The 19,910-nt window shown below is 64.6% G+C and carries 19 protein-coding genes; 7 read left to right on the forward strand and 12 right to left on the reverse strand.

Annotated elements, in window-relative coordinates; all coding sequences use genetic code 11:
• Positions 1–31: 31 nt before the first annotated feature.
• Positions 32–724 (reverse strand): TetR/AcrR family transcriptional regulator, encoded by a 693-nt coding sequence (locus ACWIE7_RS11515; protein WP_454058744.1) that lies wholly within the window; start codon positions 722–724, stop codon positions 32–34.
• 454 nt (positions 725–1,178) lie between these two features.
• Between ACWIE7_RS11515 and ACWIE7_RS11520 the strand changes: the two genes are divergently transcribed.
• The 4 genes from ACWIE7_RS11520 (at position 1,179) to ACWIE7_RS11535 (ending at position 7,858) form a co-directional block, all read left to right on the forward strand.
• Positions 1,179–2,600: an ABC transporter substrate-binding protein gene (locus ACWIE7_RS11520; protein WP_454069289.1), complete on the forward strand. Its 1,422-nt coding sequence runs from the start codon at positions 1,179–1,181 to the stop codon at positions 2,598–2,600.
• 3 nt (positions 2,601–2,603) lie between these two features.
• Entirely contained in the window at positions 2,604–4,064 is a 1,461-nt protein-coding gene (locus ACWIE7_RS11525; RefSeq protein ID WP_378002095.1) for an amidase, read from the forward strand.
• Positions 4,065–4,419: 355 nt separating this feature from the next.
• On the forward strand, positions 4,420–5,631 hold the full coding sequence (locus tag ACWIE7_RS11530) for an acetyl-CoA C-acetyltransferase (RefSeq protein ID WP_378002096.1): 1,212 nt from the start codon (positions 4,420–4,422) through the stop codon (positions 5,629–5,631).
• A 37-nt stretch (positions 5,632–5,668) separates the two neighbouring features.
• Positions 5,669–7,858 (forward strand): 3-hydroxyacyl-CoA dehydrogenase NAD-binding domain-containing protein, encoded by a 2,190-nt coding sequence (locus ACWIE7_RS11535; RefSeq protein WP_454058746.1) that lies wholly within the window; start codon positions 5,669–5,671, stop codon positions 7,856–7,858.
• Positions 7,859–8,384: 526 nt separating this feature from the next.
• Here the strand turns inward: ACWIE7_RS11535 and ACWIE7_RS11540 are convergent.
• Positions 8,385–9,449 (reverse strand): CHAT domain-containing protein, encoded by a 1,065-nt coding sequence (locus tag ACWIE7_RS11540; RefSeq protein ID WP_378002098.1) that lies wholly within the window; start codon positions 9,447–9,449, stop codon positions 8,385–8,387.
• 82 nt (positions 9,450–9,531) lie between these two features.
• Positions 9,532–10,317, reverse strand: coding sequence for a recombinase family protein (locus ACWIE7_RS11545; protein ID WP_454058747.1), 786 nt, complete (start codon positions 10,315–10,317; stop codon positions 9,532–9,534).
• A 260-nt stretch (positions 10,318–10,577) separates the two neighbouring features.
• On the opposite strand from ACWIE7_RS11545, the gene ACWIE7_RS11550 reads away from it, so the two are divergent.
• From ACWIE7_RS11550 to ACWIE7_RS11560, 3 genes are all read left to right on the forward strand, one after another.
• Positions 10,578–12,710: a site-specific DNA-methyltransferase gene (locus ACWIE7_RS11550; protein ID WP_378002099.1), complete on the forward strand. Its 2,133-nt coding sequence runs from the start codon at positions 10,578–10,580 to the stop codon at positions 12,708–12,710.
• 3 nt (positions 12,711–12,713) lie between these two features.
• Positions 12,714–15,350: a DEAD/DEAH box helicase gene (locus ACWIE7_RS11555; protein WP_378002100.1), complete on the forward strand. Its 2,637-nt coding sequence runs from the start codon at positions 12,714–12,716 to the stop codon at positions 15,348–15,350.
• Positions 15,351–15,544: 194 nt separating this feature from the next.
• The gene (locus tag ACWIE7_RS11560; protein WP_454058748.1) at positions 15,545–16,267 is read left to right on the forward strand and encodes an SOS response-associated peptidase; all 723 of its coding nucleotides are present in this window, start codon (positions 15,545–15,547) and stop codon (positions 16,265–16,267) included.
• Positions 16,268–16,639: 372 nt separating this feature from the next.
• Here ACWIE7_RS11560 and ACWIE7_RS11565 read toward each other — a convergent pair whose 3' ends face one another.
• The 9 genes from ACWIE7_RS11565 to ACWIE7_RS11605 all read right to left on the reverse strand — a co-directional run bounded on the left by ACWIE7_RS11565 (position 16,640) and on the right by ACWIE7_RS11605 (position 19,811).
• Positions 16,640–16,930, reverse strand: a complete 291-nt coding sequence (locus ACWIE7_RS11565) for a hypothetical protein (protein ID WP_454058749.1) — start codon at positions 16,928–16,930, stop codon at positions 16,640–16,642.
• A gap of 35 nt (positions 16,931–16,965) precedes the next feature.
• Complete coding sequence (locus ACWIE7_RS11570; RefSeq protein WP_378002103.1) at positions 16,966–17,370, reverse strand: helix-turn-helix domain-containing protein; 405 nt, start codon at positions 17,368–17,370, stop codon at positions 16,966–16,968.
• A complete protein-coding gene (locus tag ACWIE7_RS11575; protein ID WP_454058750.1) occupies positions 17,367–17,537 on the reverse strand; it encodes a hypothetical protein in 171 nt (56 codons plus the stop codon). Before ACWIE7_RS11575 ends, ACWIE7_RS11570 begins: the two co-directional genes overlap by 4 nt.
• Positions 17,538–17,556: 19 nt before the next feature.
• Positions 17,557–17,817 (reverse strand): hypothetical protein, encoded by a 261-nt coding sequence (locus tag ACWIE7_RS11580; RefSeq protein WP_070721487.1) that lies wholly within the window; start codon positions 17,815–17,817, stop codon positions 17,557–17,559.
• A gap of 37 nt (positions 17,818–17,854) precedes the next feature.
• Positions 17,855–18,415, reverse strand: coding sequence for a DnaB-like helicase N-terminal domain-containing protein (locus tag ACWIE7_RS11585; RefSeq protein WP_454058751.1), 561 nt, complete (start codon positions 18,413–18,415; stop codon positions 17,855–17,857).
• 40 nt (positions 18,416–18,455) lie between these two features.
• Positions 18,456–18,689 carry a glutaredoxin-like protein NrdH gene (nrdH, locus tag ACWIE7_RS11590; protein WP_061230154.1) on the reverse strand — a complete coding sequence of 78 codons (234 nt, stop codon included), beginning with the start codon at positions 18,687–18,689 and terminating at the stop codon, positions 18,456–18,458.
• Between the two features lie 56 nt (positions 18,690–18,745).
• Entirely contained in the window at positions 18,746–19,084 is a 339-nt protein-coding gene (locus ACWIE7_RS11595; protein WP_378002105.1) for a hypothetical protein, read from the reverse strand.
• 135 nt (positions 19,085–19,219) lie between these two features.
• On the reverse strand, positions 19,220–19,534 hold the full coding sequence (locus tag ACWIE7_RS11600) for a hypothetical protein (RefSeq protein ID WP_378002106.1): 315 nt from the start codon (positions 19,532–19,534) through the stop codon (positions 19,220–19,222).
• Positions 19,535–19,607: 73 nt separating this feature from the next.
• Positions 19,608–19,811 carry a hypothetical protein gene (locus tag ACWIE7_RS11605; protein ID WP_378002107.1) on the reverse strand — a complete coding sequence of 68 codons (204 nt, stop codon included), beginning with the start codon at positions 19,809–19,811 and terminating at the stop codon, positions 19,608–19,610.
• Between the last annotated feature and the right edge of the window lie 99 nt (positions 19,812–19,910).

The raw sequence follows: 19,910 nt of genomic DNA on the forward strand, positions 1-19,910 counted from the left end.
ACGCAGCGCTGGACCAGACAGCAGCCGGGAGTCAGGTCAGCGGATCGACAGGCGTGGGCACTGGTTGGAGCCGGGCCGGGAGCGCGTGACTACTTCTGAGCGAGGTGCCGATCAGAGCCGGAAACGACGTCCGAGCGTCGAATGCGCCGACACACATGTTGACCAGATCGGCGACGATCGCGTCACATTCCTCGATCGTTCGCTCGTAGCCCTCTTGTGCCGCGAGAGCGGTCATGAGGAGCATGTTGACGTTCTGCGCACGCCACCGCCCGACCTCGGGCGAGACTTGGGACAGATCGGTCAACAGCTTCATTGTCGCCAAGTAACTATCAGCGTGGAGATGGCCGCGCAGGACGGCCTCCAGTGCGGGGTCGAACACGGCCTGAACCAGAAATCGGGCACAGCGACTCCCTTCCCGATAGACGGTCTCCGCGGCTAGTGGAAGAACCAACACTTCCATGGCCTGACGCACGGATGGGCTCCGGCCTGATTGTTCGAGTTCGTCGAGCATCTCCTGCCGGCGAATATGGACACGCGCCATTCGAGATTCCACCACGGCGCCGAGCAGATTCTCCCGAGAACCAAAATGGTACTTCGCGGCCGAGTTATTCAGTTGATTCGCCGCGGCTTGAACTTCCGTGAAGGTGAGCGCAGGCATTCCTCGCTCGGCGACAATTCGCTCAGCAGCGTCAATCATCGCCTGTCGAGAAGTGGCTCCAGTCACATTTATGCACTGTAAGGGTTGCCCCTTACGGTGTCAATGCTTCGCCCATAACTGCTGGTAGACGGTCCGCTATGCTCGATTTCGACGCGTCGAGATACAGGCGTCAACGAGACGCCTCAGCGCGAAAACTCGGTCGCCTCACCCATCTCGCCACGCCATCAGGTCGCCATTTTTAGCTATTGACTAGTTGTCCACAGTTCGTGATACTCGTCACGCAGAGTCGAGTCGTCGGCTCCTCGTCTCGTACTACGAACCCCTCTAACTCACCTTTTGGAGCGCAATGAAATACGCCAATGCTGCGGCAATTCTCACGGCTGCGACTGTTGTCCTGAGCGCGTGTGGAAGTAGCGAGGGGCCCGTCGATCAAGTCGACGCCGGCGCGCTGGTGCCGACCATGGGTGAGGAGTGCACCCCGGACAAGGTCGGTGGGACGATCACCATGGGTGAGTACGTCATGCTGCCGTCGTTCGCCCCGGGACAGGGTCAGTTCGGTGTGCGCGGTGGAGCTCAGTCCGCGGCCATCTACGACCGTCTCATGCGCTGGGACAGTCAGGCTGGAGAGTTCGTCCCACAACTGGCGGAGTCGCTGGAGTCGAACGAGGACAACACCGTGTGGACGTTGGCACTCCGTGAGGGCGTGAACTTCTCCAACGGTGATCCGCTGACCGCGCAGGACGTTGCGTTCACCGTTGGGCTGCATCAGAACCCGGCTACTCGGTCGGTCGCGATGACCGACGCCATGCAGATCGACGACGTCAAGGTGGTTGATCCGCGAACCGTGCAGATGACTCTCTCCGAACCGTGGGCGGGCTTCCCGGCATTGCTGTCAGGCACGGTCGGGGAAGTCATCCCGCAGAAGGCGTACGAAGCCAGTAGTCCGGAGGAGTGGGCGCGGGCGCCCATCGGTGCCGGTGCCTTCGTCATGGATGAGTACATCCCAAATCAGAAGGTGGTCCTGCAGCCCAATCCCGACTACTACGGTGGCCCCGTCTGCCCGACCTTGAGATTCGTGCAAATTCCGGGTTCACAGGGCACCTTTGACGCCTTCCAGAATGGTGAACTGCAGGCGGGGTTCCTTCGGGGGCCCAAGTTCGTCAACGCCGCTCAGGATGCAGGGGAGAAGGGTTTCCTCGAGGTGGTCAGTTCCGGTGCTGTGGTCAACATGAACTCCGGCACGGGCGGGTACGACGGCGTGTTTACCGATCCGCGTGCCCGCCAGGCGGTGGGATTCGCCCTGGATCGCGAGCTGATGGACCAGCGGCTCAACGGTGGCGAGGGGCAGCCCAACTCGGCCATCCTTGCCGAAACGTCGCGGTTTGCCGGCGGTGCGCAGGGGCCGGCGTTCGACAAGGACCGGGCGGCTGCGCTCGTGACCAAGCTCAAGCAGGAGAAAAGCTGGGACGGCAAAGTCACGCTGTTAATCTCAGACGCACCGGAGCTGGTCGAGTCAGGAGTCGTGGTCAAGGCACTGCTGGACGCGGCAGGTTTCGACGTGACGATCGAGAACGCGCCAATCTCGCAGGTGACGGCGCGCCAGTTCAAGGGCGACTACGAACTGGTGCTGGGAGGACTTGCCGTATCCGACGCCGACCCGGCGTCCACGTTTGCCTCTGGCATGACCCCGGGTGGTGCCACAAACCTTACCGGGATTGACGACCCCCGACTCACCGCAGCCATCACCGAGCTCAAGGCCGCAGCCGACATCGACTCTCAGAAGGAAGCGGCCGCCAGACTCCAGGAAGTCCACAACGAGGTGCTCCCCTACACCGTCTTCGCTAACGGCGTGGAGTACGTGATCATCGACGAGTCCCTGCACGGGGCCAAGTCAACGACGCACTCGGTAGTTCTTTTCGACGACGCCTACCTCGAGGATTGAGCCGTGACCGACACGACCACCTCCCCCGCATCACCGCCTGCCGTCTCCGCGCACCGTGACGCGGTCAGCTTGGCTGCGGAAATCCGCTCAGGAAATACCAGCGCCCGTGAAGTCGCCGAAGAGGCCTTGCGTCGCATCGAGGCGCTCAACCCAGAACTCAACGCCGTGGTGTCCACGCGAGCCGATGACGCTCTCGCCGAGATCGACGCCGGCTTGCCGGACGGTCCGCTGCGGGGCGTGCCTATTCTGATCAAAAACCTCGGAGCTGATGTGTGCGGCCAACCCGCCACCGACGGCTCCCGGTTATTCGCGGACGTTATCGCCGAGGCCGACTCGGCCATAGTCCGACGCTACAAAGCTGCTGGCATGGTGGTCCTGGGTACCACCAACGTCTCCGAAATGGGCAAGATGCCCACGACCGAGTCACTGTTCTACGGACCGTGCCGTAACCCGTGGAACACGGGCTACTCTACCGGCGGGTCCAGCGGCGGGTCGGCGGCAGCCGTCGCCTCGGGAATGGTTCCGGTCGCGCACGGCACCGACGGCGGTGGGTCCATTCGGATCCCCGCCTCGGCGTGCGGGTTGGTCGGCCTCAAGCCCAGCCGGGGCCGGATCCCGACCTGGCCCCACCCGGCGGGCTTTGCCTCCCCAGTGACCACGCACCACGCACTTACCACGACCGTCCGGGATTCCGCGGCGCTGCTGGACGTAACCTGCGGACACCTGCCCGGCGACGCCTTCGGAGCTCCGACTCCAGTCCGGCCGTTCCTCGACGAAGTCGGCATCGATCCGGGGAAGCTACGGATCGGAATCGTTCGGGCAGCACCCGAACCCTTCCCCACAGACTCCGTAATCACCGAGGTCGTGGACCGCACAGCTGCGCTGCTGGAAGAGCTCGGTCACGAGCTCTACGAAGTCGACCTAGGCATCGACGTCGTCCATGCGATCACAGTCAGTGGACGGATCATGATGGCACAGATGTCGGCAACCGTCGACAAACGACTAGCCCAACTCGGCCGAGAACTCCGTGACGACGACCTCGAACCATTCACCCGTACCATCCTCGACAATGGGCGCGGACTGACTGCGGCCAACCTCAACCTCGACCTTCAGGCCGCGCAGCGCATCGGCTGGCAACTCGGAACTCTGTTCGGCGATGACGGCGTCGACGTCCTGCTGTTGCCGTCGGTACCTCTCAGCGTCCCCGAGATCGGGTATCTCGACGTGACAGACCCAAAGACTCTCTGGACCCGTGCTGCCACCTATTCCACTACTACCTCCCTGTTCAACGTGTCGGGTCAACCCGCGATCTCCCTACCCGCTGGGGCAGACGACAACGGGCTACCTGTCGGGATTCAGCTCGCCGCTGACTACGCCCGCGAAGACATACTCCTGCGTCTGGCCGGACAGATCGAGACCAAAACGCCGTGGTCGGCAGTCGCTCCGGGTTACTCCAGCTGGTGATCGACGCTCATATCGAGCGACGGAGCAGTCTTAGGACATGACCGTGCCCGCCCTGATCTTCCAGCTATACGTGCCCCCGGCCCACCCGGGCCGGGGGCACAGGCGGCAGTAGCCCATCATCGGAGATAGAACTCGAACTGCGGCCATGCCTCATATCCACCATCTGTGTTACTCGCGTTCTCGGGCACGGGAATTGATCTAGAGCGTTGACCCAGCCACCGCGAGCGCGTTCACCTCGCACAACTACAACCCTCATCACGTCAGCGCTGAACTTCACAGAGACAGCCCGATGGGGTCGCTACCAACCTGACTGGAATACGAACCTGTTCGCTAAGAGAAAGAGCGTGGCCCACCCATGACCGAGGCATTCATCTACGACGCCATCCGGACACCGCGAGGTAAGGGCAAGCCCGGCGGTGCCCTACACGGGGTCAAGCCGATCGACCTGGTGGTCGGCCTCATCGAGGAGACGCGTCGTCGGTTCCCCGATCTCGACGAGAACCGCATCTCGGACATCATCCTCGGCATCGTCACCCCGCTCGGGGACCAGGGGATGGATCTGCCCCGCATCGCGGCCCTGGCCGCCGGCATGCCCGACACGGTCGCCGGCGTGCAGATCAACCGCTTCTGCGCCTCGGGGCTGACGTCCATCAACATGGCCGCCCAGAAGATCCGCTCCGGGTGGGACGAGGTCGTCTTCGCCGGTGGGGTCGAGTCCATGTCGCGCGTCCCCATGGGCACCGACGGTGGCGCCTGGGCGATGGACCCCGCCACCAACTACGACACCTACTTCTCGCCCCAGGGCATCGGCGCCGACCTCATCGCCACCCTCGAGGGCTTCACCCGCGAGGACGTGGACCGCTACGCCGAGCGCTCGCAGCGCCTCGCCGCCCGCGCCTGGGAGGAGGGCCGGTTCGCCAAGTCGGTCGTGCCCGTCAAGGACATCAACGGCATCACCATCCTCGACCACGACGAACACATGCGCCCCGGCACCACCGTCGAGGCCCTCGCCGGCCTCAAGCCCTCCTTCGCCATGGTCGGTGACATGGGTGGCTTCGACGCCGTCGCGCTGCAGAAGTACCACTGGGTCGAGGAGATCAACCACGTCCACCACGGCGGCAACTCGTCCGGCATCGTCGACGGCGCCGCCCTCGTCGTCGTGGGCTCCGAGAAGGCCGGACAGGAGATGGGGATGACCCCGCGCGCGCGGGTCGTCGCCGCCGCGACCTCCGGGGCCGACACCACCATCATGCTCACCGGGCCGACCCCGGCCGCCAAGAAGGCCCTCGCCACCGCCGGCCTGACCGCCGACGACATCGACCTCTGGGAGCTCAACGAGGCCTTCGCCTCCGTCGTCCTGCGCTTCCAGAAGGACATGGACATCCCCGACGAGAAGCTCAACGTCAACGGTGGGGCCATCGCCATGGGCCACCCGCTCGGCGCGACCGGCGCCATGATCACCGGCACCGTCCTCGATGAACTGGAGCGCACCGGCGGCAAGCGCGCCCTCATCACCCTCTGCGTGGGTGGCGGCATGGGTGTGGCCACCATCATCGAACGCGTCTGACCCACCGATACCACAGCGATACAGGAGTACAAGAACAGTGAGCGACAACATGTTCCGGTGGGATCAGGACGGCGACGGCATCGTCACCATCACCATGGACGACCCCGACCACGGCGCCAACACGATGAACTCCCGCTTCATCGACGACTTCTCCGCCACGGTCGACCGCATCGTGGCCGAGAAGGACTCCATCAAGGGAGTCGTCCTCACCTCCGCCAAGAAGAGCTTCTTCGGCGGCGGTGACCTCAAGTCCATGATCAAGGCCGGCCCTGAGCAGGCCGACGAACTGTACGAGCGGTCGATGGGGATCAAGGGCCGCATGCGTGCCCTCGAGACCTGTGGCGTGCCCGTCGTGGCCGCGATCAACGGCGCCGCCCTCGGCGGGGGCCTCGAACTCGCGCTCGCGTGCCACCATCGCGTCATGGCCGACGCCCGCGGGGCCAAGGTCGGACTGCCCGAGGTCACCCTCGGCCTGCTGCCCGGCGGCGGCGGCATCGTCCGCACCGTCCGGATGTTCGGCCTCGCCCAGGCCGTGCCCAACATCCTCATGTCCGGCCGTTCCTTCGCGCCCGACAAGGCCCTCAAGGCCGGCCTGGTCGACGAGGTCGTCGAGCCCGAGAAGCTCATCGACGCCGCCAAGGCCTGGCTCGCCACCGACCCCGAGCCCACCCAGCCGTGGGATCGCAAGGGCTGGACGCTGCCCGGCGGCACGATCGACGACCCCGCGCTGGCCGGCGTCCTGCCCTCGTTCCCCGCCAACATGCGCAAACAGACCAAGGGCGCCCCGGCCCCCGCCCCCCGGGCCATCATGGCCGCTGCCGTCGAGGGCTCCCAGGTCGACTTCGCCACCGCCGAGAAAATTGAGGCGCGCTACTTCGTCTCCCTCGTCACCGGCCCCATCGCGAAGAACATGATCCAGGCGTTCTTCTTCGACATGCAGCACTGCTCCTCCGGTGGCGCCCGCCCGAAGGCGGCCGACGGCTCCGAGATCCCGCGCACCCAGTTCACCAAGGTCGGCGTCCTCGGCGCGGGCATGATGGGCGCCGGCATCGCCTACGTCTGCGCCAAGGCCGGCATCGAGGTCGTCCTCAAGGACGTCGAGCAGGCCTCCGCCGACAAGGGTAAGGCGTACTCCGAGAAGCTCGAGGCCAAGGCCCTCGAGCGGGGCCGCACCACACAGGAGAAGTCTGACGCGCTGCTGGCCCGCATCACCCCGACCACCGACCCGCAGGCGCTCGCCGGCTGCGACCTGGTGATCGAGGCGGTGTTCGAGTCCCCCGATCTCAAGAAGAAGGTCTTCCAGGAGATCGAGGACATCGTCGCGCCCGACGCGCTGCTCAGCTCCAACACCTCGACGCTGCCGATCACCGACCTGGCCACCGGCGTCAAGCGGCCGGAGGATTTCATCGGCCTGCACTTCTTCTCGCCCGTCGACAAGATGCAGCTCGTCGAGATCATCCGCGGCGAGAAGACCACGCCGGAGACGCTGGCCAAGGCCATCGATCTGACGCTGCAGATCCGCAAGATCCCGATCGTCGTCAACGACTCGCGCGGCTTCTACACCTCCCGCGTCATCGGCACCTTCGTCAACGAGGCGATCGGCATGCTCGACGAGGGCATCGAACCGTCCACCATCGAGCAGGCCGGGCGGATCGCCGGCTACCCGGCGGCGCCGCTGCAGCTCTCCGACGAGCTGAACCTCAACCTCATGGTCAAGATCCGTCAGGCCACCCGCGAGGCTGAGGAGGCCGCGGGCAAGGAATACGTCCCCAACTCCTCCGACCGCGTCGTCCTGAAGATGGTCGAGGAGATCAAGCGGTCCGGGCGCGCCGCCGGCGCGGGCTTCTACGAGTACGCCGACGGCAAGCGCGGCGGACTCTGGCCGGGCCTGCGGGAGGCGTTCAACACCTCTCCCGACAACGCCCCGCCGCTACAGGATCTGGTCGACCGCATGATCTTCGCCGAGGTCCTCGAGACGCAGAAGTGCGTGGACGAGGGAGTGATCACCGACGACGCCGACGCCAACATCGGCTCGATCATCGGTATCGGTTTCCCGGCGTGGACCGGCGGCACCCGCCAGTACGCGAAGAACTACTCCGAGCCGGGCGCCAAGGTCGCCACCGGCTACAGAGGCTTCGTCGCCCGCGCCGAGGAACTGGCCGCGAAGTACGGCGAGCGCTTCGCCCCCACCGAGTCGCTGAGGAAGCTGGCGACCGACCAGGGCTGACGCCCCACCGCCGGCCGTGCCCGCACGCCCCCCGCCCAGCATTCCCACCCAGCCGGGAACGGCAGGCGGGGGGCGATGTTGTGTCCGCGCACGGCTTAATGCTATTGATCTTTCCCCAGCCATGAGCAGTCCAACCTCTGGGATAGCGACAATCCAGCAACCCTCGCGATCACCGCGGCCGTCGAGCTGCTCAGCATGGCACTCGCACTCGACACGGCCCCAGTACTCAAATCTTGATTGACCCGCCCGCGCCAAAAGGCCGCACCGGCGGATCGCTAGGCTCCCACCGGTTTTCTTGCGCCGGAATCCAGACGTTACGTAAAGTTGCCGTGTCGACGTCGGAGTATTTCAGCGACACGCAAGACTCGGACTTAAGCCCAGCTAGCAGCCACCCAGCAAGGGAAACCGCAATCACCTGCAGCCTGCGTGCCCACGAGTACGCAGCCGGATTCGATCCAAGGCACTCGCGGTACATGCATTCGTCACGAACCCGGGATTGCGCAGTGGAAGAATCGATATAGCAGCGCTATTCGGTCGGTTTGACGAGGATGACCTGGGCTGGATCTACGCCGTCGGCGGAAGTCAAGGTAGGGAGTTCGTAGCCCTCAAGACCGTCAAGCTCAAGACTTACCCGAGCTGCTAGATGCGAAGAACGAACTGACTGACCATTGGCGATGGTTGCATAGAACTGTGCGGCGTAGTTGATGGCATCGGTGTCGGCAATGCTGTCTGCCATTCCGATGGCGAGGGGGACGATCTTCTCCTCAACTAGGTTGTTAGCCTGCGGAGCCGAGTTGCACGAGTTCAAGAGAACGAGCAGGGGTGGACTGTCAGTGGCTTGCATGGCTCGGGCGAATGCCTGTGCAGTCACTATCACGCCGTCGTGCTGCTCATCTCGGTCTCCCTCGAAGACGATGAGAGCACTGCTGCTGTGGCCTGAGAAGTGAACGACGTGGGGACGGAACTTAGTGATTCCGTCCATCAAGTCCGCAGTAGTAGCGGCGGGCCGTGCGTCGAACTGAATTTGATCACGGTGAAGCGCAGCTTCAACTGCAGTTCGAATCCGTTTTTGCTCTCGGCCGATCCTCAGGTCCCCCTCGGATGCGGCGCCAAGCAGTAAAATTCTGAGGACTTCCGCTTTGGGCGATGGCATTGAGCGCATTACCTCGTTTACCGCATCTTCTGCCTGACTGAGCCGCGAGCTGAACGCCTGCTTTTCGCCAGCAGCCCTACGCGCAGCTTCTTCCTCTGCCTCCTTGCGCTTACGCTCCGCAGCCTCAAGCTCTGACTGTTGTGTTCGCTCCAACTTCGCCTGGAGATCCAGCTCGTGTTTTGAGTAGCTGTCCACTCTCTTCTGCCACTGCGCGGCGTCTTTACCTGCCGTTTCCGCCTCTTTGTCCTTACGCTCCGCCTCCCTGATCTTGCTCTTCATGGTGGTCAAGCTCTTGGTGGCCGCCGCTGCACCGCGGGCCTTGGCGGCGGCTGCCCTGGCGGCCGATTCCTTAGTCCTGTAGTTCCCGACCTTGGATTCTGCGTCTCGTCGCTGCTTGCGCTTTTGTTCCAGCTGCCTGCGGTACATGCTCGAACTCATCTGGTCCCTCCTGGTCGGAGATTGCGTTCTCGCAAGCTACAGCAGGGGTCCGACACTCGATCACCACAGCGCGAACCGCCCCTCAGTTTGTGTGCACGCGCTGCAAAGCGCGGTACAGCGTGGATCGTCCAACACCGAGATCGCGGGCGATCGCCGACGGCCCCTCCCCCGCTTCAACGCGGGCCCGGGCCTCGTTGATCTGTTCGTCAGTCAGGACGCGTTTGCGCCCCTTGTACTTGCCCTTCGTTTTCGCGATAGCGATGCCCTCGGCTTGGCGTTCACGGATGATGGCCCGCTCGAACTCGGCGAACGCCCCCAGTAGAGAGAGCATCAGGTCGGCGCGAGGATCCTGGGCGCCGGCGGCGTAGGTTGCCCGTTCGTGGACGAACTCCACGCTGGCTCCCTTGGCGGTGATTTCACCGACGATCTGCTTGAGATCGACCAGGGAACGGGCAAGGCGGTCCATCGACGCGACAACTAGCTCGTCACCGTCTCGCAGATACCTGATGCACTCTTCGAGCTTCGCGCGATCAGCACGCGAGCGAGCGGACTGCTTTTCGATATAGACCTGGTCGCACTCCCCCACCGCCTCGAGCTGACGCGCCTCGTTCTGATCGGCGGCCGACACGCGCACGTACGCCACCCGCTGTCCACGCGGACGCGAGGCCTCACGACCCGGCTTCGGATCCGGCTTTAGCTTTGGCTTCCGCTCGATGACGTTCTCCGAGTCCGTCGACTCCACCCGGAAGTTCCACCCCAGCTCGTCCCGGCGACGGAACCGAGTCCGCACGTTCCCGCGGCTGACGATGAGCACCTCCTCGCCACCATCACCAGAACGGTTCAGCAACGTCCCGACCCGATCAGCCATCGAAAAGACCCCTTCGCCCGGAATTTGTATCAATAGATCCTAGACCCGACGGTCATACGTTTCATAACGACCACAATGGACCCTGTGACACAGCAGCGATGGTTGGCGGCGTATCGTCCCGCACGGGTGTACTTCAGTGCAACAGCAATCGGTCGGTGAAGCCGAGTTGACTGGCCTGGATAGCGGGGAGCTCCGACGGTTCGGGAATGACGCCCTCTGCTTCGCCAGCCCCAGTCGGGCCCGAAGTACCGTTACGCCTTGTGAGCAACGAACTTCAGGCCCTTCTCGACCGAGTGGCGAGCAGCGACCCCGGCACGGCCAAAGAACTGCGGAAGCATGTGGAAGTACTACAGTCGCGGCGGCAATACGGCCTCAACTTCGAGCGCCACACGCCGGAATCGGTGGCGCTTGTCGGTCGGCCGCTCCTAGTCGGCGACAAAGCGCGATTCCTACCCGAGCGCGGCCAGACCGAGGTCGAGTCGAGCACGACATGGGTCGTCACTGGGATCACTGGCCCGAAAAAGGCCAGAGTTGCCTCGCTGCTGGACCCCCGGACTAAGGAAGAGGTCTCGCGAGCTGTCGAGGACTTGATCTACATCGCGGAGTTCCGCGATCCGATCTACCCGGGCCTGGTGTCAACGGGCAGGGTCGAGCGCGGAGGCGACAAGCCGTACAGCATGGTGATCAATGGCGAGAATTATCACGCGCTCGAAGCCATGCTTTTCACTAATCGAGGCAAGGTCGACTGTATCTACATCGATCCGCCGTACAACACCCGCGCGAACGACTGGAAGTACAACAACGACTACGTCGATCCCGGTGATTCGTACGCGCACTCGAAGTGGCTAGCGTTCATGGAGCGTCGCCTCAAAGTGGCCAGGGAGCTACTGAACCCAGAGGACTCGGTGCTGATCGTCACGATCGACGAGAAAGAGTATCTGAGGCTGGGCCTGCTGCTGGAGCAGCTGTTCCCAGAAGCCCGGATTCAGATGGTGAGCAGCGTGATTAACCCCGGCGGGGCCTCGCGGGTAGCAGCCTTCACGCGGGTGGATGAGTACGTGTTCTTCGTCAAGTTCGGAGACGCAACGCCCGCGAAGTACTCGAACGACATGCTGTTTACTGACGGCTACGAGCCCGACGCGAACAGGTCGCCTATCTGGCGCGGCATGTTGCGAGGAGGTTCTGGGCCGCTGAGGGCGGACTCACCGTCGAAGTTTTACCCGGTGCTTGTCGACCGGAAGACAGGCGTCGTCGTCGGCGCCGGTGAGGCATTGCCGCTCGATGTAGATCGGACGACGTACACACCGCCTGCTGGGTTGGACGCCGTCTGGCCGCTCAAGCGCGGAGGCATCGAAGGTCGATGGGAGCTGAATACCTCCACCTTCGAGTTCCGGCGCTCGCGGGGATACGTCCGAGCTGGCGATCCGAACAAGCGGACCGGTGCCCGCTCGATTTATTACCTCCGAAACGCCGAGATGGAACGTCTGGAGTCGGGCGAGCTGATCTCAAAGGGGATGAACGAGCGGGGATTTTTGAACATCGAGTACAACCCCGAGCGAGCGCGCACGCTGCCGGCCAAGACCGTGTGGAACCGGGAGAGCCACAATGCGACAGAGCACGGCTCCAATCTCCTCAAAGCGATCTTGCCCGGCCGAAAGTTTCCGTTCCCGAAGTCGCTATACGCGGTCGAGGACGCCTTGCGCTTCTTCATCGGCGACAAGCCCGACGCCCTGGTCGTTGACTTCTTCTCGGGATCAGGGACCACGGCGCACGCTGTCATGCGCTTGAATCGCCAGGACGGTGGTTGTCGGCGATCCATCTCGGTGACGAACAACGAAGTCAACGATGAGGAAGAGGCGTTGCTCAAGCGCGGGCTGCGCGCCGGCGATCCCGAGTGGGACTGCTTAGGCATCTGCGAGCGCGTCACAAAGCCCCGGATTGCCGCCGCGGTGACCGGCCAGACTCCGGAAGGCGTGCCAATCAAGGGTGAGTACCGATTCACCGACGAGTTTCCCATGGCCGACGGCTTCGAGGAGAACGTCGAGTTTTTCACTCTCACCTACGAGAACCCAGCATTGGTCGAGTTGGACCTCGCTTTCGGGAAGATCTCACCGCTGCTGTGGATGCGCGCGGGGGCGCAAGGCCGCATCATCACCGAACGCAACGGGATGTTCGATCTGGCTGAACGCTACGCCGTGCTGTTCAGCGTCGATGCCGCCAAGCCGTTCCTGTCGGCGGTAGCCGATGCCAGTGGCCTCCGGGTCGCCTATATCGTCACCGATGACGAAATGCAGTATCAGGCGATCGCCGGCCAGCTGCCAGACGGGGTCGAGTCGGTGAGGCTGTACGAGTCGTACCTGCGTACGTTCGAGATCAACACGGGGAGGGTCTGACTGATGCAGCTGACGCTGAAGGACTATCAGGTCGGCGCAGTTAAGCAGATCTTGACCGACCTTGGTTACGCACGCACGGACTGGCACGAGCGCGGTCGCCGGACCGCATTCGCCCTCTCGGCAACAACCGGCTCCGGCAAGACCGTGGTTGCGGCGACAGTGATCGAGGCGCTACTTCGGGGCAGCGGAGAGTTCGACGTCGATGCCGACCCCACTGCCGTGGTGTTGTGGGTTTCTAAAGACCCGTCACTTAACGAGCAGACGCGCAGCAGGTTCATCACCTGTGTCGACGACATCGCACCCGGCGACATGGTGCTCTTGGACAAGAACTACACGGAGGACTCACTGCAGCCCGGCCGGGTCTACTTCATCAATCCCAGCAAGCTGACCAAATCCGCCGACTTCGTCAAGCACAGCAATTCGCGGCGCTACACGTTCTGGGAGATCCTGGCGAACACGATTAACGATCCGGACAAGACGTTGTACATGGTGCTCGACGAGGCGCACGAAGGCATGAAGGAACCGTCCAACACCGAGCAGACGATCGTGCAAAAAATCATCACCGGCAACGGAGTCAACCCGCCAATGCCGATCGTTCTGGGTATCTCAGCGACGGTAAAGCGGTTCGACGAGGCGATGGACAAGGCATCCGGGTTCACCAGGCCTGACAACGTCACGATTGACCCGAAGGACGTGCAGGCTTCGGGCTTGCTCAAGAGCACGCTTACCCTCGACATCCCCGACGAAGACGGCGAGTATATGACGTCAATGGTGCGCGATGCGACCAAGGACTTCGTGGGAATATGCGAGCGCTGGGATGCCTACTGCGCCGACCAGGATATCGAGCCGGTCCTGCCGCTGCTGGTGATCCAGATCCCGAACAAGGCCGCCGGCGAAAAGGACACCGAGAAGGGTCGCCGCGAGGAGGATGAACTAATCCTCCTACTGCTGGAGACGGTGCGCAAGAACTGGCCGGATATGCCCGAGCAGTGCGTGGCGCATGTGCTGGGCGACCGGTCGACGATCGAGGTGGGTGCATATGTGGTTCCACGTGTCGCTCCGCAGGACATCGAGGATGACCACCGGATCCGAGTGCTCGTCGCCAAGGACGCGGTATCGACAGGATGGGACTGCCCTCGCGCCGAGGTGCTCGTCTCGCTGCGCCCGAGCAGCGGGGACAATGACACCTACGTGACCCAGTTGCTGGGCCGCATGGTGCGGACCCCCTTGGCCCGCTCGACCAGCGACGAACTGCTCAACAGCGCTTCGTGTTACTTACCGTACTTCGATAAAGCCAAGGCGAAGATCATCGCCGAGGAGATCATGGGCATCCGCGAACCGCGTTCGGGCCAGCGCGGCGCGGCGGTTGGCAAGGTGATGCGCAAGCCGGTGATGCTGAGGCGTAACCCGCACGTCGACGAAGCCGTGGTCGAGTTGATCGAGTCGCTGCCGTCGCAGAGCAAGCCGGCTGCAACGCCGCGGCCGATCAAACGGCTGCTCAAGTCCGCACAGGCGTTCGCACAGGATGACCTGGTACCTGGTGCCGACAAGATCGCCCACGAGACGGTATTCGATGTGCTGGACATGGTGGTAGAGGAGAACGCCTCCGCACTGGCCGAGGAGGCCAAGCAGATCATGACCGCCGACATCCGGCGAATCCGCGCCGCGCATGGCGACGACGGAGCCACGTCGGAGACGACCTCACGCGACGCTGACGCGGCCACGGTCGAGGACGCTCTGCGGCACCTTCGTCGGCAGCTAGGCGCTTCGGTGGTCAACCGGTACCTGCAACGCGACATGCAGGCCGCGATCGACGCCGAGTACGAGGCTGGCGAGCCGGGCATAACAGACATCACCGCGGTGCGTGCAGCAGTGGCAGCATTGGCTTTTATCGATGTCGACGTGCGAAGGGTGGTCGAGGACGCGGCTGACTCCCTAACTCGGCATTGGCTAATCAGCAACGCACGCCAGATCGGTAAGCTCCCCGATACACGTCAATCGATCTACGAGCAGATCCGTGGCATGGCTCGCGGTGTCGAGCCGGTCGACATCGAAATCAAGCGGGAGGAGCTCGTCGATACCGTGGACACCGACGGAAACGAACTCCCGCTGGTGGGCAAGCACGTGCTATCCACCGATGCCGGCGCCTACCCGCTGGACCAGAAGATGGCCGGCACCGCGGAGAAGGCCGGAAACCGCTGGGAACTGACGGTGCTTGACCACGAAATAGCTGACCACTCGCTTGCAGGCTGGTATCGGAACCCGTCAGCGGGCAAACACGCCCTGCGGGTGGCCTACAAGGCCGGCGACGCCTGGAAGTCAATCCAGCCGGATTTCGTGTTCGTCAACGACGTGGAAGGTGAGCTACGTCCGTCGATCATCGACCCGCACGGGGCACACCTGGGCGACTCCGCTCCCAAGCTCAAGGCTCTGGTGCAGTACGCCGACGAGCACGGCGGTGCATTCGCTCGAATCATCGCCGTCGGTGTCGAGGATGAAGGCGAGCTGCTCGCTCTGGACCTCAAGGACCCAGCGGTACGGCGAGCGGTCTACGAGTCGGCAGCCGACAGCGACTCAATCAAGTCGCTCTACGACAAGTTCGGCTCGAAGTACGCGATGATCCCGGCGCGTCTACTTTGAGTCAGTTCGGTGGTTGCGGCGAATCTCGTCAGCTACAACGGCTCGCCTCCCCCAATCTGGATTTGTGAGACTGTGCCAAACGCGTGCATTCGTGAGTTCCACGGCTCCCGACTGATCGTGTGCCGATAATGTCAGATTCCGTCAACTGTGCAGGTCAGCGTCCGATCTCGCTCTCGCTTGCTACTGTCTCCCGCATGTGTGGTCGGTACTCGGTAGCCGTATCCGGCGCAGACCTGGTCGACGTCCTCGATCTGGACGGAACGGATCCGGGGTTCGAGTGGGAGCCGGCCTACTCGGTTGCCCCTCGCACGCGGGCGCCGGTGATCCGCGATCGCCTGATCGACGACCAGCGGGTGCGCGAGGGATTCCTGCCGACGTGGGGGCTGCGTCCGTCGTGGGCCAAGGAGAAGGGCCCGCGGCCGATTAACGCCCGCCTGGAGGGCGTGGCGACGAACGGGATGTTCCGCTCCTCGTTCGCCTCGGCGCGTGCCCTCGTGCCGATGACTGGGTATTTCGAGTGGCAGGAAACCGTCGAGAACGGCAAGAAGGTCAAGAACCCGAGTTACGTCCACGCCCCCGGCGACGAGCTCCTGCTCGCCGCCGGCCTACTGGCCTTCCACCGGGAGGGTGACGACGCCGAGTGGCGGACGACGTTCACGATCATCACCCGCACCGGCGAGGACGCGGCCGGCGAGGTCCACGACCGGATGCCGGTCTTCCTCACCCCGGCCGCGTGGGACACCTGGCTCGCCCCCGAGAAGATCGGCAAGAAGCAGGCCGCCGATCTGCTCGACCTGCTCGACGTCGAGTCCCGGGCGGTCGCGGCGACCCTGCGAACCCGTCCGGTGTCCCGGGCGGTCAATAACGTGCGCACCTTGGACCGCACTGACCCCAGTCTGATTGAACCGCTCGCCTAGACACCGCATGGATATTCGGGTGGTCAAAGGTGAGGCCCCCGCGTACATGTCACCGCCGGTAACCTCCACGTCGACGTTCTCGCAGATCACAGGTAGGTAGACGATGGACCCGGTAACTCAAGCGCTCAACTCCATCCCCGGCTTTCAGGGATCGGTGCAGCAGATTAATCGGACGAACCTCGAGATTCTTCGGGCTAACGGTTTTGGGGACGCCTGGTGGATCCCCGATTTCATTCGGGACATGACGGTCTCCGGCTGGCTCTGACAGGCCATCTGCGACACCTCGCACCGAATCGCCACGGCCCCTCGTGCTGGGTTCAGCACGAGGGGCCGTGTCGTCTGTACGCGCCGACCCTGAGCGGAGGGGGCGCGCTACCGGGAGCCGTATCGGCGCGCGCTGGTCGTTCCGTCTCGGTAGCGGGGTTTGCCGTCGGCGCCGTTGCGGTAGCGGCGGGGGTTCCGGGCCAGCCGTCGTAGGTCAGCGAGCAGTTCGGCGGCACGGCCCTCTCCTAGTTCGGTGATGGCGATCCGGTAGGCGCCGCGGGCGCCCCAGTCGAGCTCAGGAAGGCCGGCGACGACGCGGTGCCAGCGCAGGACCTCGAGGAAGTGTGCCTCGCCTGTCTGGTCGGCCGCGTGTCTGATTCGGTCCACCAGCTCGTCCACGCCGGCACCGTAACCGGGGCCTCCGACACCGGCGGTCAGTGCAGGTCGCGGGCGGCGATGAGACCTGCGACGAACGCGGCTGCTTTGTCGGCCTCGGCGTCGGTGAGGTCGTACTCCTGGCCACCGATCACGGTGCGAGCCGCGCCAAGTGGCTCGAGTCCGAACATGAGGCGGGTGCTGGCCGACAGCGCCGCCCGGTCGGCGATGTCACTGACGCTGCAGTCCAGGGCCTCGGCGAGTGCTGCGAGCTGGTCTTTGCTAATGGCGCTGGGCGACGCGGCCGGCCCGTGGGCGGTGGGCTTTGATTGTCCGCGCTCCCAGGCGCTGATCCAGGGGGATTTCACGCCGACGGCGACGGCGAGTTTGAGCTGGGACAGTCCGCGCTCGAGGCGGACGGCGCGGATGGCGCGGCCGAGTGAGCGGGCCTCGTCGGGTGTCATTGCCCCTCCCCCGCTGTGTCGGGTCGGATCTCGGCGACGACTGACCAGTGCCCGCCCTCGTGGGCGGTCGACACCACGGACGCCTCGACCCCGCCGAGGGCGCGCCTGCGGCGGTCGAGGTCGATGTGGGCGTGCAGCTCGCTCGGCCCGGTCCCGATCAAGTACATGTCGTCATCGTGCCCGGTGCTACGGCTGTACGGGTGTCGCCCCTGCCGGGGGCGCCTGGGGCGGCGCGTCGAGGGTCAGCAGCCATGAGGTCGCAGCCTCGATCGCCTCGGCGGCGACGGCCGCACCGATGGCGTCCCGGTCGACGGGCTGGCCGGTCGACCGCTCGTGCTTGCACAGGTAAAGGTCGACGGCGTCGGAGACGGTGCCCGGGTCGATCGTGGCTCCAAGTGCTGCCAGGGCGTCGTGCGCCTGGTGCTCGAGCTGGGCCTGTGAGTGCATCTGATCATCCCTTCTGGGTGGTGTCGGTCGCCGACGGTTACTGGGCGGCGGTCGGGCCTGCGGTGAGCGAGGCGCGGCGCTCGGTCTCGGTGCGCATGGCGCGGCCTTGGGCGAGGAGAATCTCGAACAGCTCGGCGGTGGGGGCCTCGGCGCTGGCGCGGGTCAGGGTGTGGGCGGTGGCGGCGAAGGCCCGGCGGTAGGCGGCGTCGAGGACGTCGGCGGCGAGGGTGGTCAGCCCGACGGCGGGGGTTCCGAGCAGGGTGACGGTCTGGAGGGCGTCGGCCAGGAGTCGGCCGTGGTGGCCGGCCATGCGTCCGGCGCTGGTCAGGGCGGCCAGGACGCGGGTCGGGTGATGGGGCTCGTCTGCGGTGACGAGGTCCGCGATGACGGCGAACAGCTCGCCGTAGCGGGGCGTGAGGAAGTCGTCGGCGGTGAGGTGGCGGGCGATGTGGCGGGCCTCGGCGGTGTCGGTGGTGTGCAGCAGGGCGCAGAGCAGGGCGGCTTCGGGGTCGAGCTCGGGGACGGTGGGGGCGTCGTCGGTGGCGGCGAGGTCGTCGACGTCGACCGGGTCGGCGGTGGCCTGCGGGTCCTCGGTCATGGTGTGCATTGTGATGTCCCCTCCCCTGCTGGTGGGTGGCTTAGGCGGCGTGGGCCGCGAGGTTCTTGATGCGGTCGGGGCGGAAGCCGGCCCAGTGGTCGGTGTCGGTGACGACGACGGGGGCCTGGAGGTGGCCGAGGGCCATGACGTAGTCGCGGGCGGCGGCGTCAGCGGTGATGTCGACGAGTTCATAACTGATGCCGGCCTTGTCGAGGGCCTTAATGGTGGCGCCGCACTGCACGCACTGCGGCTTGGTGTAGACCGTGATGCTCATCGAAAGATCCCTTTCGGGTGGTGCCCGTCTGCCTCTCGGCGATGGGCGGCGTCTCGTCAGTAGTCGAACTCGTCGAGATCGACGACGGGGGAGGTCGAGTGGGTCGCGATGATCGCCTCGGCAACGCCCGGGGTCGAGGCGATGGTCTCGCGGATGATGTCGTCGACGGTGACACCCTCGGCGAGGGCGTTCTCGGCGGGGAGGCCCTGGGTGCGGGGGTCGCTGATGAGGTAGCGGAACGTCATCGCGGTGATGTAGGCGATGCTGTAGATGTCCTCTCCCCTGCCCGGGTGCAGCCGCTCGTCGACGAGCTTCGCTGCCAGCATGGCGACTCCTGCGATGTGGTCGCCGTTGTAGAGGCGGGAATCCTCTACTTCGTAGTTCTGATCGTCCATTGCTCTACCTTTCTCTCCGGCTCTGCTTACTTCTATCGCACACGCATGATACTAGTATGCAAGTGGCTTGTGGGGGGTTTTTCGGTTCTCACCTGCGGTTTTCCCGTCTGCCTCTCGGCGATGGGCGGTTGTCGACTAGCCCTGGCTGGGGATGGGGGCGAGTCGGTCTCCGGTGACGAGCAGGTCGCCGTTGTAGTCGTCCCGGTGTTGGGGGATGCTGTGGGCGAGGTAGAGACCGTGGGTTCGCATGGCTACTCGGCTGATCTGGGGATAGAGGAATCGCTTGTGGCCATTGAGCAGGGCGGCGGCGTCGTGGCGCTCGATCTCGTGGGTGATATGAAGTGCCGACCGCACCTGGGTGACGAGCTCGCGGTTGTCGAGCAGGTGGGTGGCGTTGGCTGCGGTGGGCTCGTAGTAGCCGGTGCGGGTCTTCTTCGGGCTGGCGTTCATGGTGTTCTCCTGGCTGGCGAGGGTGGGCGTGCGCCCGTGGGCCGCCCCCGCAGGGTGGCGGGGGCGGTGGGGGTCAGTCGGCGGTGACGATCTCGGCGCGGCCGTAGTGGTCGTCGCCGCAGACGGTGCAGCGGTAGACGCCGTGGTTCTCGCTGCCGGTGTGGGTGACCATGCCGAGCGCTTCGGCGGTGGCGATTGCCGAGTGGTTGTCCTCGATCGCGACCCAGTCGTCGTTGACCAGGCCGACGAGGCAGGTAGTGCAGACTAGGTGGTCCATGTTGGCTCCTTTCGGGTTCGGGGTGAGGGGCCTTGTGGCCCGCTCTACTTCCATTATACACGCATCATACTAGTATGCAACTAGTATGGGCCGGTTAAA

The sequence above is a fragment of the Dietzia sp. NPDC055343 genome, from assembly GCF_053645265.1.

Excerpts from the sequence above, each read along its gene's own strand:
- ACWIE7_RS11520 (WP_454069289.1), top strand. The coding sequence starts at position 1,179 with ATGCTGCCGTCGTTCGCCCCGGGACAGGGTCAGTTCGGTGTGCGCGGT.
- ACWIE7_RS11530 (WP_378002096.1), top strand. The coding sequence starts at position 4,420 with ATGACCGAGGCATTCATCTACGACGCCATCCGGACACCGCGAGGTAAG.
- ACWIE7_RS11540 (WP_378002098.1), bottom strand. The coding sequence starts at position 9,449 with ATGAGTTCGAGCATGTACCGCAGGCAGCTGGAACAAAAGCGCAAGCAG.
- ACWIE7_RS11545 (WP_454058747.1), bottom strand. The coding sequence starts at position 10,317 with ATGGCTGATCGGGTCGGGACGTTGCTGAACCGTTCTGGTGATGGTGGC.
- ACWIE7_RS11555 (WP_378002100.1), top strand. The coding sequence starts at position 12,714 with ATGCAGCTGACGCTGAAGGACTATCAGGTCGGCGCAGTTAAGCAGATC.
- ACWIE7_RS11560 (WP_454058748.1), top strand. The coding sequence starts at position 15,545 with ATGTGTGGTCGGTACTCGGTAGCCGTATCCGGCGCAGACCTGGTCGAC.
- ACWIE7_RS11570 (WP_378002103.1), bottom strand. The coding sequence starts at position 17,370 with ATGACACCCGACGAGGCCCGCTCACTCGGCCGCGCCATCCGCGCCGTC.
- ACWIE7_RS11575 (WP_454058750.1), bottom strand. The coding sequence starts at position 17,537 with ATGTACTTGATCGGGACCGGGCCGAGCGAGCTGCACGCCCACATCGAC.
- ACWIE7_RS11580 (WP_070721487.1), bottom strand. The coding sequence starts at position 17,817 with ATGCACTCACAGGCCCAGCTCGAGCACCAGGCGCACGACGCCCTGGCA.
- ACWIE7_RS11585 (WP_454058751.1), bottom strand. The coding sequence starts at position 18,415 with ATGACCGAGGACCCGCAGGCCACCGCCGACCCGGTCGACGTCGACGAC.
- nrdH (WP_061230154.1), bottom strand. The coding sequence starts at position 18,689 with ATGAGCATCACGGTCTACACCAAGCCGCAGTGCGTGCAGTGCGGCGCC.
- ACWIE7_RS11595 (WP_378002105.1), bottom strand. The coding sequence starts at position 19,084 with ATGGACGATCAGAACTACGAAGTAGAGGATTCCCGCCTCTACAACGGC.
- ACWIE7_RS11600 (WP_378002106.1), bottom strand. The coding sequence starts at position 19,534 with ATGAACGCCAGCCCGAAGAAGACCCGCACCGGCTACTACGAGCCCACC.
- ACWIE7_RS11605 (WP_378002107.1), bottom strand. The coding sequence starts at position 19,811 with ATGGACCACCTAGTCTGCACTACCTGCCTCGTCGGCCTGGTCAACGAC.